Source organism: Vibrio sp. R11-SG3-ISO9 (assembly GCF_059834255.1).
The window spans coordinates 19,587-33,997 of record NZ_JCBDGU010000041.1 but is presented as its reverse complement, the minus strand read 5'-3'; the positions used below and the strand labels follow the sequence as shown (position 1 = coordinate 33,997).

14 protein-coding genes are annotated in these 14,411 nt (G+C 46.0%); 7 read left to right on the top strand and 7 right to left on the bottom strand.

The annotated features are described in order from the left end of the window. Window positions 1-50: 50 nt before the first annotated feature. The 3 genes from lspA to ispH all read left to right on the top strand — a co-directional run bounded on the left by lspA (window position 51) and on the right by ispH (window position 2,196). Window positions 51-551, top strand: a complete 501-nt coding sequence (gene lspA, locus AC6R05_RS13540) for a signal peptidase II (protein ID WP_032553182.1) — start codon at window positions 51-53, stop codon at window positions 549-551. 127 nt (window positions 552-678) lie between these two features. Then, entirely contained in the window at window positions 679-1,110 is a 432-nt protein-coding gene (gene fkpB / locus AC6R05_RS13535; RefSeq protein ID WP_150895804.1) for an FKBP-type peptidyl-prolyl cis-trans isomerase, read from the top strand. A gap of 129 nt (window positions 1,111-1,239) precedes the next feature. Beyond that, on the top strand, window positions 1,240-2,196 hold the full coding sequence (gene ispH, locus AC6R05_RS13530) for a 4-hydroxy-3-methylbut-2-enyl diphosphate reductase (protein WP_500647680.1): 957 nt from the start codon (window positions 1,240-1,242) through the stop codon (window positions 2,194-2,196). A gap of 98 nt (window positions 2,197-2,294) precedes the next feature. Here the strand turns inward: ispH and btsR are convergent, their stop codons facing one another. From btsR to AC6R05_RS13515, 3 genes are all read right to left on the bottom strand, one after another. Then, window positions 2,295-3,026 (bottom strand): two-component system response regulator BtsR, encoded by a 732-nt coding sequence (btsR, locus tag AC6R05_RS13525; RefSeq protein ID WP_032553185.1) that lies wholly within the window; start codon window positions 3,024-3,026, stop codon window positions 2,295-2,297. Between the two features lie 58 nt (window positions 3,027-3,084). Beyond that, a complete protein-coding gene (locus AC6R05_RS13520) occupies window positions 3,085-4,755 on the bottom strand; it encodes a LytS/YhcK type 5TM receptor domain-containing protein (RefSeq protein ID WP_500647677.1) in 1,671 nt (556 codons plus the stop codon). A gap of 198 nt (window positions 4,756-4,953) precedes the next feature. After that, window positions 4,954-6,441, bottom strand: coding sequence for a carbon starvation CstA family protein (locus AC6R05_RS13515; protein WP_032553187.1), 1,488 nt, complete (start codon window positions 6,439-6,441; stop codon window positions 4,954-4,956). 290 nt (window positions 6,442-6,731) lie between these two features. Here AC6R05_RS13515 and AC6R05_RS13510 point away from each other — a divergent pair, with 290 nt between their 5' ends. After that, window positions 6,732-7,082 (top strand): DUF2799 domain-containing protein, encoded by a 351-nt coding sequence (locus AC6R05_RS13510; protein WP_500647676.1) that lies wholly within the window; start codon window positions 6,732-6,734, stop codon window positions 7,080-7,082. 59 nt (window positions 7,083-7,141) lie between these two features. On the opposite strand, the gene murQ is transcribed toward AC6R05_RS13510, so the two are convergent. Both murQ and AC6R05_RS13500 read right to left on the bottom strand, forming a co-directional pair. Next, window positions 7,142-8,068: an N-acetylmuramic acid 6-phosphate etherase gene (gene murQ / locus AC6R05_RS13505; protein ID WP_500647675.1), complete on the bottom strand. Its 927-nt coding sequence runs from the start codon at window positions 8,066-8,068 to the stop codon at window positions 7,142-7,144. 31 nt (window positions 8,069-8,099) lie between these two features. Then, complete coding sequence (locus AC6R05_RS13500; RefSeq protein WP_500647674.1) at window positions 8,100-9,215, bottom strand: anhydro-N-acetylmuramic acid kinase; 1,116 nt, start codon at window positions 9,213-9,215, stop codon at window positions 8,100-8,102. A 99-nt stretch (window positions 9,216-9,314) separates the two neighbouring features. On the opposite strand from AC6R05_RS13500, the gene nagZ reads away from it, so the two are divergent. The 3 genes from nagZ (at window position 9,315) to tyrA (ending at window position 12,795) form a co-directional block, all read left to right on the top strand. Next, window positions 9,315-10,307, top strand: coding sequence for a beta-N-acetylhexosaminidase (gene nagZ / locus AC6R05_RS13495; protein ID WP_500647673.1), 993 nt, complete (start codon window positions 9,315-9,317; stop codon window positions 10,305-10,307). Window positions 10,308-10,551: 244 nt separating this feature from the next. Continuing rightward, window positions 10,552-11,625 (top strand): 3-deoxy-7-phosphoheptulonate synthase, encoded by a 1,074-nt coding sequence (locus AC6R05_RS13490; RefSeq protein WP_150895798.1) that lies wholly within the window; start codon window positions 10,552-10,554, stop codon window positions 11,623-11,625. A 42-nt stretch (window positions 11,626-11,667) separates the two neighbouring features. After that, entirely contained in the window at window positions 11,668-12,795 is a 1,128-nt protein-coding gene (gene tyrA / locus AC6R05_RS13485) for a bifunctional chorismate mutase/prephenate dehydrogenase (RefSeq protein ID WP_500647672.1), read from the top strand. Between the two features lie 158 nt (window positions 12,796-12,953). On the opposite strand, the gene AC6R05_RS13480 is transcribed toward tyrA, so the two are convergent. Both AC6R05_RS13480 and AC6R05_RS13475 read right to left on the bottom strand, forming a co-directional pair. Further along, complete coding sequence (locus AC6R05_RS13480) at window positions 12,954-13,991, bottom strand: M23 family metallopeptidase (protein ID WP_500647671.1); 1,038 nt, start codon at window positions 13,989-13,991, stop codon at window positions 12,954-12,956. 38 nt (window positions 13,992-14,029) lie between these two features. Further along, the gene (locus tag AC6R05_RS13475; RefSeq protein ID WP_032553196.1) at window positions 14,030-14,407 is read right to left on the bottom strand and encodes a PilZ domain-containing protein; all 378 of its coding nucleotides are present in this window, start codon (window positions 14,405-14,407) and stop codon (window positions 14,030-14,032) included. Between the last annotated feature and the right edge of the window lie 4 nt (window positions 14,408-14,411).

Below are 14,411 nucleotides of genomic sequence, written 5' to 3'. Positions count from 1 at the left end.
TGCATCTCGCTGTATAGAATAGAGAAGTTCATAGATTTATAGGAATAAGCATGAGTGATTTTTCACTAAAGCAGTCGGGCGTACGTTGGTTATGGCTGGCTTTATTGGTCTTTCTCGCGGACATTGGCATCAAGCTGTTTGTGATGGACAATATGGGTTACGGCTGGGCAAACCGTATTGAGGTATTGCCATTCTTTAACTTCTTGTATGTTCATAACTACGGTGCTGCTTTCAGCTTTTTGAGTGATCAAGGTGGCTGGCAACGTTGGCTGTTCACAGGTATCGCGTTTGTAGTTACGGGTATGCTGACCTACTGGATGAGCAAACTGCCGGCGACAGAGAAGTGGAATAACATCGCTTATGCAATCATCATTGGTGGTGCGGTAGGTAATGTATTTGACCGAGTTGTTCACGGCTTTGTTGTGGATTACTTAGACTTCTACTGGGGCACATACCACTGGCCTGCATTTAACCTTGCTGATATGGGTATCTGTATCGGTGCTGCGATGATCATCTTAGATGGATTCCGCAAAAAGGATGAGAGCAAATAAGCTCTACAAGTCACTTAATGACTCACAGAATATAATAGCCCTAAGCGCTGTCGGTTGATTCCGGCGGCGCTTTTTGTTTATTCTCTGTGAGGAAAAATAATAATTGATACAACCCAAGGAAAGTAACGTGACAGCAATTAAGAATGACTCAGCAGTAACACTTCATTTTACGATTAAGATGAAAGACGGTTCCGTTGCTGACAGTACTGAAAACATGGGCAAGCCAGCTAAATTTGTAATGGGTGATGGTAGCTTGAGTGAGAACTTTGAGCAGTGCCTATTAGGACTTGAAGCGGGTACGCAAAAGTCGATTGATTTAAAAGCAGAAGATGCGTTCGGTTTGCCTAACCCAGATAATGTTCATCACATGGATCGCGCACGTTTTGCTGGCGACACTGAGATTGAAGTCGGCACTATCATGGCTTTCTCTGGTCGTGATGGTATGGAAATTCCAGGCATCATTACTGACATTGCTGGCGACTCTGTCACTGTGGACTTTAACCATCCACTGGCAGGCCAAGACGTGACGTTTGACGTTAATATCTTAGCGGTAGAATAGACGGCGATTCATCTTTGCCAACAATTCGAAGCTTCACTGTTTTTGCGCTTCCCTGTAGAATGCCCGCTTCGCTAAACGCGAACTGTAGAATGATCTTGGTCGCGCTGTAAGCGATTCGCAATAAAAGAACTGAGCAATAAAATGAAAATAATGTTAGCTAATCCGCGTGGATTTTGTGCCGGTGTTGATCGAGCGATCAGTATCGTAGAACGCGCACTGGAATTGTATCAACCACCGATTTATGTTCGTCATGAAGTGGTGCACAACCGTTTTGTTGTCGAAGGTTTGAAACAGCGCGGTGCGATTTTCGTGGAAGAGCTTCATGAAGTGCCAGACGATAGCATTGTTATCTTTTCTGCTCACGGCGTGTCTCAAGCGGTTCGTAAAGAGGCCAAAGAGCGCGACCTAACGGTTTTTGATGCGACTTGTCCTCTGGTAACCAAAGTACATATGGAAGTGGCTCGTGCGAGCCGTAAAAATATGGAAGTGGTTCTGATTGGTCACGCAGGTCACCCTGAAGTTGAAGGTACCATGGGCCAATACGCTAGCGATACTGGTGGCATGTACTTGGTTGAGAAACCAGAAGATGTGTCAAAGCTAGTGGTCAAAGATCCAAGCAACCTTCACTATGTAAGCCAAACAACACTGTCTGTTGATGAGACGGCTGATGTGATCGAAGAGTTGCGTCGCGTGTTCCCTGAGATCCAAGGCCCACGTAAAGACGATATCTGCTATGCAACACAAAACCGTCAAGATGCGGTTCGTGATATGGCGAACGATGTTGATGTGGTGATTGTTGTTGGTTCTAAGAACTCATCAAACTCAACACGCTTGAAAGAGCTGGCTGAGAAGCTCGGTACTCCAGGCTACTTAACGGATTGCCCAGAAGACATTCAACCAGAGTGGGTTGAAGGTAAAAAGAAAGTCGGCGTGACGGCGGGTGCTTCGGCGCCAGAAGAACTGGTTAATCAAATTCTAGATCGTATCCGCGAGCTAGGTGCTGAAGGTATCGAAGAGATCCAAGGCCGCGAAGAGAACATGTTCTTCGAAGTACCAAAAGAGCTTCAGATTAAACAAGTTGATTAATCATCGCGTTTGATGAAAGTTTTGAACTAAAAAGCCAACCTTTGCGTTGGCTTTTTTGATCTTGTTGTCAGTGAGTTGAAGTACATTGAACGAAAAGGTTAGTGGATACCAAGCTGTTCTTTGAGAGTCTTCAGGTAGCGACGACTAACAGGTACTTCAAAGCCAGTTAGAGTGATGATCTCCGCAAGACCGTTTTCCAGAAGCTTGATCTCTTGGATCGCTTTTATATTTATCAAATATTGTCGATGACAACGGATCAGATCGGTCTTCTCTTCCAGGACTTTTAGAGTCAGTTGAGAAGAGGCGGTTTGTGACGCGCTGCGAACGTGAACACCACTCAGGTCAGAATAGGCGCACTCGACCGTTTGGCTTGCCATGATCACAATGCGGTTGTGACCGATACACGGAATCTGCTCCAAGTGTGATGGCGCAATAGCATTGATGTCTTGTTCAGGCGGTTGTTGGCTCTGCTTAATCACCTTACATAAACGTGAAACGCTTTTGTTTAGTCTGCATGGTTCAACCGGTTTGAGGAGGTAATCGAAGGCGTTATCCTCAAAGGCTTGAATCGCATATTGGTCGTAAGCGGTAACGAACACCACGTAGGGCATGTTCTCAGGGTCGAGCATACTCAGTAGCTCGATACCGGTGATCTGCGGCATTTGAATGTCTAAATAAACGACGTCTGGTTTGAGGTGGTTGATCTGCTTTAGCCCTTCGATGGCATTACTCGCTTGACCTATCACATCCACTTTTTCTGTTTCAGTGAGCAGCTCAATCAACTCTTCACGAGCGAACAGCTCATCATCTATGACTAATGCCTTTAACATCCAATTACCTTAATTCCAATCTACTGTGTCAGTATACGCTGTTATGTTGAATCGCGCGTTACAGCGCCTTTGGAATGATAAAGCTCATACGCGTAAATTGCTGTGGCTGAGATTCTATTTTTAGAGCAGAGTCTTGTCCAAAGAAATTGGTTAGGCGTTTGTCCACGATCTCCATACCTAAGCCTACATGATCGCTACTTGGCTTTTCGTAGCTGCCTGCGTTGTCTTCCACTGTGATTCGGTAGTTGCCTTGATGGAGTTCGCTATAGATCTTTACTGTTCCCCCCTCAAGAAGATTAGATATCCCGTGCTTGATGGCGTTCTCAACCAGAGGTTGAAGGGTAAAGCTTGGTAGTTCGACCTCATAAAGCTGAGGGTCAATATCCCATTCAATTTCTAAGCGATCGGTAAAACGCGCTTTCTCGATCGTGAGGTAGGCATTAACGTGCGCTAACTCATCTTTCAGTTTGACGGTGTTGATGTTCTGTTTGAGGTTACTTCTAAAGAAGTGTGATAAATGCTGAATCAGCTCTCGCGCTTTATCTGGTTCACGCCTTGTGACTGCACTGATAGTATTCAGAGCATTGAATAAGAAGTGTGGATTGACTTGCGCATGCAGTAGTTTAATTTCAGCCTGCGTCAGCAAGGTTTGCTGTTGTTGATAGTTGCTAAACAGAATCTGGCTCGATAGCAGCTGAGCGATACCTTCACCCATCGACATATTGATGGTCGAAAAGAGTTTAAGCTTCGGCTCGTAGAGTTTGATGGTTCCGACAACCTCGTTCCCCGCACGCAGTGGGATAATCAAAGCAGAGCCTAGCTTACAATCTGCTGAGAGGGAACACTGATATGGGTTCTCTTTGCCATCTAAGTAGATGATGTCGTTCTTCTCCATTGCCGTTAAAGTGCTTTGAGACGAGATCGGAGTATTAGGGATATGGTGCTCATCGCCAATACCAACAAACGCGAGAATCTTCTCTCTATCGGTAATTGCCACTGCGCCAACGTTGGTCTCTTCATAAATAATACGAACAATCTTTTGTGCGTTGTCTGAGTTAAAGCCGCCATGAAGAATACCAACCGAGCGCTCGGCAATGGTCAGTGCGCGGCGCGAAAAGGTCGCAGAGTATTTTTCAAAGATGGTTTTTCTGTCTTGGATGATGCTCATGAACAGCGCAGCACCGACTGAGTTTGCAATGATCATTGGCGCTGCAATGTCGGACACCAGAGCGTAGGCTTGGGCGAATGGCTTAGCGACCGCTAACAGAATCAGCATCTGAATGATTTCAGCAAACAGGGTGACGGAAAACACCACCATCGGATTGAACAGCTGACTCGCTTTGTTCTTACGCACCAGATAGACGTGCAGTAAGCCACCGATTAAGCCCTCTGCTGTGGTCGATATGGCACATGCAAGGTCTGTGAAGCCACCTAAGGTGTAGCGATGGATACCGCCAGTTAAACCGACGGCAAAGCCAACTACAGGCCCACCAAACAGGCCGCCCATTACAGCCCCCATTGCGCGTGTGTTAGCGATGGCATCGTTGATCTGCAAGCCAAAGTAAGTGCCCATAATGCAGAACAGTGAGAACAGTATATAACAACTGACTTTATGACTGAGTCGTGAAGAGATACTCAGCAGTGGCAGGATCAGCGGTGTTTTGCTGATCATATAAGCCAGTACCAAATAGACACAGGTTTGTTGAAGTAGCGAGAGAATCAGTTCCATATATCCACTAATAAAAAGTTCTGTATGGGTTGAGGCGAAGCGACATAAGCTTTATGCACGAGGTAATACCGCATTGGTTATAGGTATAGTTTAAGGGTCATCTACCCAGTAACGCAAAGCCCATCACTAGGATGGGCTTTGTAGAGTTTCCAACCTTAATTTAAGTTGGAGCAAGCGAAGGGGTTTGCACCCGATAAGCTAGGCTGTTTTTGTTACGCCTTTTGCTTCTTTTTCTTCATCAGCAAGGTCAGTTTCGCCTTTGCCTTTTGAAATCTTAATCACGTAAGCTGCAACACCTAGTGCACTAATCACACCAACGATAGTTGAGATTTGCATTGGTAGACCGAAGCCCAGCTGGCTGTTGTTCAGGATGAATGTGATACACACAGACGTCATGAAGATAGCTGGAACCGTCGTTACCCAGTGCAGTTTGTTGTGACGTAGTAGGTAAGCTGACGCTGTCCACAGCATCATTACTGCTGTTGATTGGTTAGCAAAACCGAAGTAGCGCCAGATGATACCGAAATCAACTTGAGTCAGGATACCACCGATAACGAACAGCGGTAGCGCCATCAGTAGACGGTTACGCAGTGTCTTCTGTTCCATGTTGAAGTACTCAGCAAGGATAAGACGGCTTGAACGGAATGCTGTGTCACCAGATGTGATTGGTAGGATAACCACACCTAGGAAAGCAAGGATACCGCCAAATACACCTAGCAGACCAAATGAAGCGCTGTATACCACATTACCTGGACCACCATTTGCTACTGCTTCAGATAGTGACTCAACTGAACCGAAGAACGATAGTGCAAGTGCACACCAGATAAGAGCGATGATGCCTTCACCAATCATTGCACCGTAGAATACGAAGCGACCGTTCTTCTCATTTTCCATACAACGCGCCATTAGTGGAGACTGAGTTGCGTGGAAGCCAGAGATAGCACCACAAGCGATAGTGATGAATAGAGCAGGCCAAAGTGGTAGGTCGTTCGGGTTCATGTTAGTGAACATGTCGCTGATTTCAAAACCACCCATGATTTGGTGTTCATCAGAGAAGCCAATTGCTGTGATTAGGCCAACAGACATAAAGATAAGCAGCGCGCCGAACAGTGGGTAGAAGCGACCAATGATTTTATCAACAGGGACAATTGTTGCGATGATGTAGTAAGCGAAGATAACCACAACCATCGTTGTTGCAGACATCGCGAAGTCAGTTTGGTCGTTTACTAGGTTCGTGATCATGCCTGCTGGAGCTGATACGAATACCACGCCCACAAGAAGAAGCAGAACAATGGCAAAGATATTCATAAAGTGTTTTGCGCCATTGCCTAGGTAACGTCCTGTGATGGTTGGAACCGAAGCACCGCCATTACGGATAGATAGCATACCTGAGAAGTAGTCGTGCACGGCACCTGCGAAGATACAACCGAGCACAATCCAAAGCATTGCTGCTGGGCCGTATAAGGCACCCATGATAGGGCCGAAGATTGGACCAACACCTGCAATGTTAAGCAGTTGCACAAGGTAAACCTTTGGTGTCGACATTGGAACGTAATCCACACCATCTTGTTTTGTATGAGCCGGAGTTTGGCGTTTTTCGTTTATGCCGAACACCTTCTCAATGAAAGTGCCATAAAGAAAGTAACCGCCGATGAGTGCCGCAACACAGGTTAGAAACCACATCATAATCTGTTATCCCTGAATGTATTAATTAAGTCAGGGTGGATAATAAGCGAGCAGTTGGCGAGAAGCTTGTGCTTAAGACGTTAGTGGTCGTATAGCGATTTAAGTGGCGCTGTGGTTGATTGAGTGGTTTTCAGATTTGTTAAGCGGTTGGGTGTCAGGGTAAGTGGTTTTGTCTCGAACTAAGCGGCGACTTAGGGGAAGCTGTGGACATTTTAGCGGGTTAAGCGGAGAATCGAGATACGTCGGCTAGTGATAGCACCTAATGAATAATAAGAAGATAAGGGATTCAAATGAAGAAAGTAACCGTAGCCTTGCTATTGGCTCTAGGTATGGCAGGGTGCGCGACAAACGTGCAAGACTTAGCAGCTGAGGGAAATTGGCAAGAGATTGGCTACCGTGATGGCGTAAGAGGTAACACTCAGCGTTCCTATTCTGAGATGACTAAGCTAGGCGCAGTCGATCAAGCGGCATACAGCGAAGGTTACTACCAAGGTGTCAGTGAATACTGTAACCCTAACTATGCTTATCAGATCGGTCTTTCTGGTCAGGTTTATGAAGGTGTCTGTTCTGGTACTGAAGATGCGCAGCGCTTTCGTATGGAGTGGCAACGAGGCTGGGATGAGTTCTCGAACGAGCACTAAGCTGATACACATCATCAAAAAAGCACCGATTCGTCGGTGCTTTTTGTATTCAGTCTTTGCTAGTTAGACTGGTTATGTTCAACCGCTTTACGAAGAAATCCATCTTGCTTCTTAAGTTGTTGCTTCGCGACTTCTAGCTCTAGCCCGGTGAGTATCATTAAAATTGCCAGTTTCACGTCGTAGCTGGTCTTCTCAAGCGTTTCTCTTGCTACCTCTTTGTCGCAATCTGTAGCTTGCATAACAATACGGGCAGCGCGCGCCACTAGTTTCTCATTGGTGGCTTTAACATCCACCATTAGGTTTTGATAGCTTTTTCCAATGCGGATCATACTGGCAGTGGTCAGCATGTTGAGCACCAGTTTTTGAGCGGTGCCTGATTTGAGACGGGTCGAGCCAGTGAGCGCTTCAGGGCCCACCACTGGGCTGATAGGAATTTTAGCCAACTGAGCGATAGGTGAGTCAGGGTTACAAGAGAGTGACACCGTGGTCGCGCCAATCTCATTGGCGTATTTGAGCGCACCAATCACATACGGAGTGCGACCGCTCGCTGCAATGCCAACGACGACATCTTTGGCATTAAAGTGAATGGCTTTAAGATCCTCAACACCGAGAGTGAGTGAGTCTTCTGCTCCCTCTTTTGCTTTTAATATCGCTTCTGGGCCTCCTGCAATTAGTCCGATAACGAGCTGGTCGGAAACGCCAAATGTCGGCGGGCACTCTGAAGCGTCGAGTACGCCGAGTCGGCCACTGGTGCCAGCGCCCATATAGATAAGGCGACCGCCGTTACGAAAGGCGTCGGCGATATGGTCAACTGCGTTGGCTATCTGTGGTAGCTCACTTTCGATGGCGAGTGGTACCTGTTTGTCTTGTTGGTTGATTTTCTCTACTACTTCCAGAGAGGAGAGCAGATCAATGTCCATGGTTTCAGGGTTTCTACCCTCAGAGACTAAGTGTGATAGTGCTGAAATAAGAGCGTCGTTACTCATAAATATCCTTAAATCTAATCTCTATTGATGGTCAGTTTGCGCGGTACAGCACGCCAAGAGAAGCGCTTTGTGAAGCTCCTGTCACCTCGGGAAGGTTGCTTGGTAGCTTATGTACGTAACGTTGAGCCAGCCATGCAAATGCCATGGCTTCCATGTAATCGGCATCGACTCCTTTAGCGGAAGTCGAACTCACTTGCCAGTCAGGAAGCAGCTTCGCAAGGCGCTCCATCAAAAGTGGGTTTCTGACACCTCCACCACATACATATAAGGCAGGGGATGAGCCAGATTGATGCTTCACGACTTCATTAGCTATGGTGATGGCACTGTACTCACAAAGGGTGCGCTGTACATCGGGTACCAATATTGCTGGCAATGACTTTAATTTGTTTTCTAGCCACGGCAGATTGAACAGCTCTCGCCCTGTGCTTTTCGGTGGTAGCTCGGCAAGGTAGGCTTCTTCAAGCAGTAAATTCAGTAGCGCCGAATTTACTTGGCCACTGCGAGCAAACTCGCCATCTTGGTCGTACTTTTTACCGCAGTGTTTGTTTATCCAAGCATCCATCAACATGTTGCCCGGGCCTGTGTCATAACCCAGCGTTGGTTTGTCTGGTTGAAGTACTGAAATATTCGATATTCCACCAATGTTCAGTACCACTACGCTGCTCTCTTTGGCCTCAAATATGGTTCGATGAAATGCAGGTACCAAAGGGGCTCCTTGTCCACCCAACGCCATGTCTTTGCGACGAAAATCGGCTACAACATCAATATTGGTTTTCGTCGCAATGATATTGGCATCACCTAACTGCATAGTAAATGGGTGATTCCCACTAGGCTGGTGAAACACGGTTTGGCCATGGTTGCCAATTGCGGTGATTTGAGAGGCGCAGATATCATGCTTTGATAGCAGCCGTAGAACCGCATCTGCAAACAAATGACCAAGCTGGTGGTCAAGCTCGCCTATCGCGATCAGGTTGGTCTGCTGGCCGATACAGACATCAAGCAGCTGTTTTTTTGTCTCTTCGGGCATAGGGAATTCGTCGTGGGCAATCAGCCTAATTTGCTGGTCGTCGATACTGACCAAAGCGGTGTCGATACCGTCCATACTGGTCCCAGACATAACCCCGATGTATAGCTCTTTATGATCCATTCCTAAACTCTTCTGACCGTGAATTAAAAACATTGTAATGCAAATTCAAACGGAATAATCTCGTGAAGATTATCAATTTTGGCTTAGTAAGGGATAAATATGGGACCGTTGTGGGTAGATGTTGAAGGCTGCGAGCTCACTGCTGAAGATAGAGAAATTCTTGAGCACCCAACCGTAGGTGGGTTGATCTTTTTTGCTCGTAACTATCATGACAGCAAGCAGCTAGCGGCACTCACCAAAGAGATCCGAAAAGCGGCTAAACGACCTATTCTCATAGGTGTCGATCAAGAGGGCGGCCGAGTACAACGCTTTCGCGATGGTTTCTCCATTATTCCTGCAGCGCAAGAGTTCGCCAAACACAACAACGGTGAACAATTGGCTGAGCAAGCTGGTTGGTTGATGGCAGCAGAATTAGTGGCTCATGATATCGATTTGAGCTTCGCGCCAGTATTGGACAAAGGTCATCAATGCAAAGCGATTGGTAATCGTGCCTTCGGTGAGGACATCGATACTATTGTTCGTCACAGTAGCGCCTTTATCCGTGGGATGAAAAGCGTCGGAATGGCTACGACGGGCAAACACTTTCCAGGTCATGGCGGTGTGATTGCAGACTCTCACCTAGAGACACCTTATGATCCAAGAGAAGATATCTTTGAAACTGATATGGCGATCTTTAAGGCTCAAATTGAGGCTGGCATTTTGGATGCGATGATGCCTGCACATGTGGTTTTTTCTCACTATGATGATAAACCAGCCAGCGGTTCACACTATTGGTTACAAGAGGTGTTGAGAAAACAGCTTGGATTTAAAGGGCTAGTTTTCTCTGATGATTTGACGATGGAAGGTGCGGCGATCATGGGTGGTCCGGCACAAAGAGCGCAAGCCGCCTTGGATGCTGGATGTAACATGGTGTTGATGTGTAATAAGCGAGATGCACAAATAGAGGCTTTAGATAAGCTAGAGATACAAAGTGTTCCCCTTGCGCACTCTTTATTGAAAAAACACACCTTCGACCTTTCAACGCTACAGTCAGATGTTCGATGGAAAGAGGCTTCTGAGCAGATGAAGCGTGTTTTAGATAACGGGCAATAAATAGACACTTTTTAAGTTTTGCTAAGGCGATATGAGAAATATCGCCTTTTTTGTATCTATAAAGACTGATTTCTAACCCTTTTCTTGTTTTCTTTCCATAAATCTTAGGTGTAAATTTATTTTTACATTAAATGTTTTTTATTATTTACACTTGCAATCGTTTCTATAGCTGTTATTTTAGTTTTCAAAGATTGTTAGCCCATATTGGTTGCTTGGGTGTAAAGAAAAGAATACAGGTTGAGTTATGCAGAAAAGTGAATTAAGCAATGTCAATATCATCGACGAACAGGTACTGATTACTCCGGACGAGTTAAAAGCAAAATTACCTCTGAGTGATAATGCTCGTCGTTTTATTCAAGAGTCTCGTCAAACTATCGCCAACATCATCCACAAGAAAGATCACCGTATGCTAGTGGTGTGTGGTCCTTGTTCGATTCATGATGTTGAAGCTGCTAAAGAGTACGCAAAACGCCTGAAAGCACTTTCTGAAGAGCTAAGTGATCAACTGTACATCGTAATGCGCGTGTACTTCGAAAAACCACGTACAACTGTTGGTTGGAAAGGTCTAATCAATGACCCGCATCTAGACGGCACATTTGATATCGAGCATGGTCTTCACGTTGGTCGTGAACTGCTGGTTGAACTGGCAGAGATGGAAATCCCACTAGCGACTGAAGCTCTTGACCCAATCAGCCCACAATACCTAGCAGACACATTTAGCTGGGCGGCGATCGGTGCTCGTACTACTGAATCTCAAACTCACCGTGAGATGGCAAGTGGTCTATCTATGCCAATCGGCTTCAAAAACGGTACTGATGGCAACCTAGGTACTGCGATTAACGCGATGCAAGCGGCTTCTTCAAGCCACCGTTTCATGGGTATCAGCCGTGAAGGTCAAGTTGCGCTACTTACAACTCAAGGTAACCCAAATGGCCATGTGATCCTTCGTGGTGGTAAGCAGACCAACTACGATTCTGTTTCGGTGCATGAGTGTGAAGAAGAGCTATCAAAAGCAGGTCTAGGTGCTGCACTTATGGTTGATTGTAGCCACGCTAACTCTCGCAAAGACTTCCGTCGTCAACCACTGGTTGCTGAAGACGTAATCCACCAGATTCGTGAAGGCAACAAATCAATTATCGGTTTGATGATTGAAAGTCACCTTAACGAGGGCAACCAATCTTCTGACATTCCTCTCGATCAGATGAAATATGGCGTTTCAATTACCGACGCGTGTATCAATTGGGATTCAACTGAGGCACTATTGAAGCGTGCACACACGGAACTAGTCCCATTCTTGGAAAATCGTCTAAAAGGCTAGTGCCAGCACAAATCGAGGCTTAAGGATTAGAAAGGAAGAAGAATGGCCGTTGAACTGAACGAATTACGCGACCAAATTGACGTTGTCGATAAACAGATGTTAGAGCTTCTTGCTCAGCGCTTGGCGCTGGTTGAGAAAGTAGGTGAGGTGAAAAGCGAGCACGGTTTACCGATTTATGTGCCTGAGCGTGAGGCTGCAATGCTTGCATCTCGCCGTGCAGAGGCTGAAAAATTAGGTGTGCCGCCACAGCTTATTGAAGACATTCTGCGTCGTACTATGCGTGAGTCGTACGCAAGTGAAAAGGATTCGGGCTTTAAGTGTCTGAACCCTGAACTGCGTTCAGTTGTTGTTATCGGTGGTAACGGCCAGCTGGGTGGTCTATTTGGGCGTATGTTCAAGCTATCTGGCTACGATGTAAAAGTGCTAGGTAGTAGAGACTGGGACAAGGCTGATGAGTTGCTGAAAGATGCTGGTCTTGTTGTAGTTACAGTTCCAATCCATCTGACAGAAGGCGTGATTGATAAGCTGGGCAACTTGCCTAGTGACTGTATTCTGTGTGACTTAACATCGATCAAGTCTAAGCCATTGCAACGCATGTTAGCGGTTCACCAAGGCCCTGTAGTGGGTCTACACCCAATGTTCGGCCCGGATGTGCCAAGCCTTGCAAAGCAGGTGATTGTTTACAGCGATGGCCGCGGTCAAGAAAGCTACCAATGGTTGTTAGAGCAATTCGCTATCTGGGGTGCAAGCCTATGCAGCATGGATGCTCAAGAACACGATCACGGTATGACGTTAATCCAAGCGCTGCGCCATTTTACTTCATTTGCTTACGGCCTACACCTAAGTAAAGAGAACCCGAATATTGATCGCCTGCTTCAATTGAGTTCACCAATCTACCGTCTTGAAATTGCGATGGTTGGTCGTCTGTTTGCCCAAGACCCGAACCTGTACGGGGATATTATTCTCTCCTCAGACGAGAACATTGCGATGATTCGCCGCTTCCACCACTGCTTTGGTGAAGCTCTGAAGATTCTGGAAGGCAAAGATAAAGCTCAATTCGTGGAAAGCTTTAATGAAGTGAGCGAGTGGTTTGGTGATTACTCTCAGCAGTTCTTGCAAGAGAGCCAAAGTCTTCTTAAGCAAGCACATGACTCGATTCATCGCGGCTAGCCTGCGCTGGAGTTAGCTCAAATAATATTGAGTCAAGAATAGATAGAAAAAGAGCCACCTAATTTAGGTGGCTCTTTTTTTATTTAACTATCATTGATTTAAAAGTAATTGGCCTATTGTAGGTAAAAAGATCATCATAGGCTAAAAGCTCTTAATCCTTAGTTGGTTGCGAGTGTTGTCTTTGCCTTGGTCTCATCACTTGATACGGTTTCAATCGATGAGTTGGTGTAAGGCACGTTAGTCAGGTTGATTTGCAGACGTACAACATTATCGATCAGCTGAACCAGAGGTCCCCACTTCACCTTCTTCTCTTTCTCAAATACGTAGTTAAAGTTCTCTGGTGTCCAATCCATCAAGTATTGTGGATTCAAAGAGCGCCCCAAAAAGCGTACTTCGTAATGCAGGTGTGGGCCGGTTGAGTTTCCTGAGTTACCACAGCTTGCAATCACATCACCCTTACTCACAAACTGACCGCTGCGAACCTTAAACTTCTGCAGGTGAGCGTAAGAGCTCATGAAGCCAAAAGAGTGGCGCATGGTCAGGAAGTTACCAAAGCCTTTCTTACTCGGGCGCACGGTTTCAATGACACCGTCAGCAGGAGCAAGGATATCTTCACCGCGCTTACAGGTGAGATCGATACCGGTGTGAGTATGACGCTTGCCTGTAATAGGATTGATACGACTTCCGTATGATGATGAGATGCGCTGATAAGCCATTGGGCTATCGTTAGGGATTAAGCGGAACATGGTTGCACGTACCGCCGAGTCAATGGCCGCAGCGTCGATTCGCTCTTCAAGAGAGGTCTCATCGTTAACCAGTTCTTCATCGGCAAGGCCAAGTACTGACTCAACGTCGAATACACGCTTGCCGAGCAGTTGAATAGTGCCTTCTTTTTCTGTTAGAGCTTGTGCTAATGAGTGATTGGTTTCAATCTGCTCATCATACATAAACTCCATATTGTCTTTCTCAACAATCAAAGTCTCGATCAGCTTCTGTGCATCATGGGCCTGATCAGAGGCGTGTTGCTCAGATGCAGATAGCTTCTGCTGACCGTCGTAATGTAGATAGATTGCACCGCTAATTAAAAGGGGAACGGAAAAGATTGCAGAGGTACAAATGAGCACGGCTTTACGGCCGAAGTAAAATGTCTGCTCCCCTTGGTTAGAAGGAACAGTAATCGAAATTTTCTGAGACATGATGACGTATTAAATAAAAATGATTCGAAGAGCGTGCTCTATTCGGCAGACTCTTCGCCTAAATCTGTTAGATGTTCTATTTCTCGATAAAGTAACTCATCATCGCCAACGTTCAGCTCCACAAGGCGCTTAAGGTGGCTGATACTATCAATATCTAAATGCTCTATGCGTAAGCGCACTGAGGTATTGATGGTAGAGACAATAGAGGCTTCTAGTTGAATGTCGATATCACTGTCTGTTAATTGAAAACTAAGTTGAACAGGCAAGTGATGGTCTAATTGATGATGGTTTTCACAATCTATCAGTAAGCCTTGTAGTGACAAGTCTTGTATCGTGCCATCAACCACTAAGGTATCTTGGGTTAATTTGGTAGCGACTTGATAAACAATCCTTGAGAATCGACGCCTTTCTATCATAGAT

Bases quoted from the DNA above. Each gene is read 5' to 3' on its own strand.
- lspA (WP_032553182.1), top strand. From the start codon at position 51: ATGAGTGATTTTTCACTAAAGCAGTCGGGCGTACGTTGGTTATGGCTG.
- btsR (WP_032553185.1), bottom strand. From the start codon at position 3,026: ATGTTAAAGGCATTAGTCATAGATGATGAGCTGTTCGCTCGTGAAGAG.
- AC6R05_RS13520 (WP_500647677.1), bottom strand. From the start codon at position 4,755: ATGGAACTGATTCTCTCGCTACTTCAACAAACCTGTGTCTATTTGGTA.
- AC6R05_RS13515 (WP_032553187.1), bottom strand. From the start codon at position 6,441: ATGATGTGGTTTCTAACCTGTGTTGCGGCACTCATCGGCGGTTACTTT.
- AC6R05_RS13510 (WP_500647676.1), top strand. From the start codon at position 6,732: ATGAAGAAAGTAACCGTAGCCTTGCTATTGGCTCTAGGTATGGCAGGG.
- murQ (WP_500647675.1), bottom strand. From the start codon at position 8,068: ATGAGTAACGACGCTCTTATTTCAGCACTATCACACTTAGTCTCTGAG.
- AC6R05_RS13500 (WP_500647674.1), bottom strand. From the start codon at position 9,215: ATGGATCATAAAGAGCTATACATCGGGGTTATGTCTGGGACCAGTATG.
- nagZ (WP_500647673.1), top strand. From the start codon at position 9,315: ATGGGACCGTTGTGGGTAGATGTTGAAGGCTGCGAGCTCACTGCTGAA.
- AC6R05_RS13490 (WP_150895798.1), top strand. From the start codon at position 10,552: ATGCAGAAAAGTGAATTAAGCAATGTCAATATCATCGACGAACAGGTA.
- tyrA (WP_500647672.1), top strand. From the start codon at position 11,668: ATGGCCGTTGAACTGAACGAATTACGCGACCAAATTGACGTTGTCGAT.
- AC6R05_RS13480 (WP_500647671.1), bottom strand. From the start codon at position 13,991: ATGTCTCAGAAAATTTCGATTACTGTTCCTTCTAACCAAGGGGAGCAG.
- AC6R05_RS13475 (WP_032553196.1), bottom strand. From the start codon at position 14,407: ATGATAGAAAGGCGTCGATTCTCAAGGATTGTTTATCAAGTCGCTACC.